This window comes from Methanoregula sp. (genome assembly GCF_002835825.1).
In the GTDB taxonomy this organism is placed as follows: Archaea; Halobacteriota; Methanomicrobia; order Methanomicrobiales; family Methanospirillaceae; genus Methanoregula.
In genome coordinates this window covers 1-2902 of sequence record NZ_PIZH01000277.1, presented here as the reverse complement: position 1 = coordinate 2902, position 2902 = coordinate 1, and the positions used below count along the sequence as shown (strand labels likewise).

At 58.9% G+C, this 2902-nt stretch carries 4 protein-coding genes; 3 read left to right on the top strand and 1 reads right to left on the bottom strand.

Annotated elements, in window-relative coordinates; genetic code table 11:
• A partial coding sequence (locus CW742_RS09740; RefSeq protein ID WP_292419755.1) for a PAS domain S-box protein occupies positions 1–602 on the bottom strand: 602 nt, incomplete at its 3' end.
• 286 nt (positions 603–888) lie between these two features.
• Here CW742_RS09740 and CW742_RS09735 point away from each other — a divergent pair.
• The 3 genes from CW742_RS09735 to CW742_RS09725 all read left to right on the top strand — a co-directional run.
• A complete protein-coding gene (locus CW742_RS09735; protein WP_292419752.1) occupies positions 889–2388 on the top strand; it encodes a DUF2193 domain-containing protein in 1500 nt (499 codons plus the stop codon).
• A 19-nt stretch (positions 2389–2407) separates the two neighbouring features.
• Positions 2408–2620 carry a DUF2180 family protein gene (locus CW742_RS09730; RefSeq protein ID WP_292419747.1) on the top strand — a complete coding sequence of 71 codons (213 nt, stop codon included), beginning with the start codon at positions 2408–2410 and terminating at the stop codon, positions 2618–2620.
• Positions 2620–2902: aquaporin (locus tag CW742_RS09725; RefSeq protein WP_292419745.1), on the top strand; the 283-nt coding region annotated here is incomplete at its 3' end. The genes CW742_RS09730 and CW742_RS09725, both read left to right, overlap by 1 nt.

Genomic DNA, 2902 nt, shown 5'->3' with positions numbered 1-2902 from the left:
TCTTTTGTAATCCTTTCGGTCTCGAAACGCTCGATAACCTCACCCTGCCGGATCCGTTCAAGTAGCCGGAGCTTATCCTCCTGGCGGCCGGGGGGGATGATCCGGGAGAGCGGGTGCCCTGTCATCTCCTGCGCTGTGTACCCGTAGAGTGTTTCAGCGCCGCTGTTCCAGTCCGTGACAATCCCTTCAAACGTTTCCCCGATGATGGCATCGCCGGAAGATCGCACCACCGAGACCAGGCGCCGGCACATCTGGGTGTCGTGGTGCATCCGTCCGCTGATGTTGGAGACCACCGCGGCAATGATGACAAAGACTGCCGAGCGTGCGATTGCAGAGACCATTTCCGCGTTTGTCGGCGTGACGACAGTGAAGGCAAGTGCGCAATAGCAAAGGGAAAGGCCAACAGTAAAGAGAATCCCGCGTTTCGGGTAATAATAGGCGGCGAGGATGATGGGAAGGTACAACAGGTGGGGAAATACGAAGGAAATACCGACCGTGAGCCCGTAGATGTTCAGGAGAAGTGACACAACGGAACTGATGACGATCAGGGCGGGGACCAGATAGGGCCTCTTCCCGAGATCATCAAAGAATAAAAAATCCATTCCCCGGCATCCCGTTATTTACGATCAGTAATTCCTGTAACGATTTAAAGATTGGCGCGGGAATGCAGGATGAGGCGACAGCCTCACGGGGGTTGCAGCCCGGTGCCGAAGGGAGAGCAGGGACACTCCCGGGTCACCTCGGGCCGCGGTCGCCGTCAGCGGTTACCACAGCCGTTCTTCTAAAAAGGCCTTCTCACCCGCCATATCCGCGAAGATATTAAATAAGAAGTATCTTAAGGTTGGCTACAGGCACCGGGAAGGTACCGGTGCCGGGAGTTGCAGCACCATGCAGGAAGTAATCAAAAAGATGATCACGGAAGCAATGGCTGCCCAGCATGCTGACGTGAATCAGATCGAAAAGAAACGCGGCGGGAAATTTGTCATCGACGACACGAAGGTCTATGTGGACGCGGTTAAGGACATGAAACCCGCATCCGGACAGAGCAAAGCGGTCTTTTCTCTGCACAAGGACTCGGTCAACGCCCATTTCGAGATCTTAAAGGGCCTGACGAACACCATCCGGCCCGAGGATGACCCGTTCGTCGAGCATTACCAGACACCGGTCATCCTCGAGATGCTCTATGACGCCGACCCGAAATTCAGGAAGAGCGTAGACGCGTTCATCAAGGCGGTCGGCAAGGCCGCGGCCCTGATCGGAAAGGAGTCTGCCCGGCGGTATGCTGGCTTCTATGGCCCCACCTGTGTCGTGGACTTCGCCCTGATTCCGGGCAGCAGCAGCAACATCGTGAACCAGATCTTAAAGACCGTCAACATCCCTGTCGCACACAAGCAGACGATCCTTGCGGCCAAGTCCTGGGCCATGAACACCTCGTACGGTATCGGCGATGTCTTTGCCCACGCCCTGGAAGGGGGCGCAACCCTTGCCGATGCGGTTGACCGGGAAGTCGCCATGATCCAGTCCATCTACGACACGCCGGTCGATGCACAGGCAAAGCTGATGGACAGCGTGGGCCAGTCCTCGTTTGATTGCCGTAAGTACATGAAGCAGTACCGGACGAAGATGCAGGCTGCGGTCAAAGCCTCGCTCAACGAAGGGGTGCACTATGGCAACATCGTGACCGTACCGGCCTACTGCGTAGGCGACGTTGCCCACCACATCGCACAGTCCACGTATAACATGTGCAAGGACGACGTGATCATGGCCGTCATCGAAGCGGTAACAGAAGTCATGGACAAGACGCTGCACGCCGCAGCGCCGAAGATGAAGTCGCCGCATGATGTGCTCTCGGTCGCCACCGGCTCATCGGCCGCGGCTGCCGAGTACATCCTCGAACTCGACGGGTTCAACGCCATCATGGTCGTGGACATGCTCACGAAACGCTACCATAACTATGTCCAGCTCTACCCGAAACGCAGCGCCGCTATCGAGCTCCACAACTGCGACTTCATGGACATGGTCTACCGCGGCTGGAAGATTGTGGACAAGGCCCGGCGGATGCAGAGCAGTGAGCCCGGGGCACTGGTCCCGAAGGTGGGCGGGTTCAGTGTGGACCTTTCGCCCGTTCTGAAGAACAAGGTGCTGGCCAATCCGCAGTGGTATGCCTACCCGGCCTGCGCCATGACGGTGAGGTTCTCGGCGATGATGCGCCTCTCCGACTACCCGTGCCTCTTGACAAGCGAGCCGGTCACGGCCACGCTGATGACCAACATCATCGCCCTCGACAAGGAGGTTGCCGCCGCACCTGCACGGATCTGCAAGGACTGCGCCTCTGCTGCCTTAATGGACTTCCGGCACTGCTCCTGCCAGTGGAAGGAGGCGGTCTGATAGCCCGGGGGTGATCGCGATGAAGTGCTATATCTGTGCAAAGCAAGGAACGGACAGCGATGCGGTTGCGATCTGCGTAGTCTGCGGCATGGGCACCTGCATGAAGCACACAATTCGGCGGGAGACCGATGTCTGGGAAGGAGGGTATCCCCTCCCGTCCCGCAAGCTGCCCAAAAAGATGCCCCGTATGCTCTGCCCTGAATGCGACGCAGTGTACGCGGGGGCGAAGTGATGGTGTCCCTGCTAAACCGCAGCATTGCAGAAGGCGTCGGGACCGGTCTCCTCGTGTACTTCGGTGCCGGGGCTGCGGCGATCACGCTGATGCTGGCCCACGGGTCGAACCCGGCAAGCCCGTTCAACATAGGGATCGGCCAGCTCGGCGGGTGGGGCGACTGGTTCGCGATCGGGATCACCTTTGGGATCGTGGTCGCAGCGGGCATCGATGCACTCGGCCGGGTCTCGGGTGGGCACAGCAATCCGGGCGTTACGATTGCCCTCTGGGGAACGAAAGGGG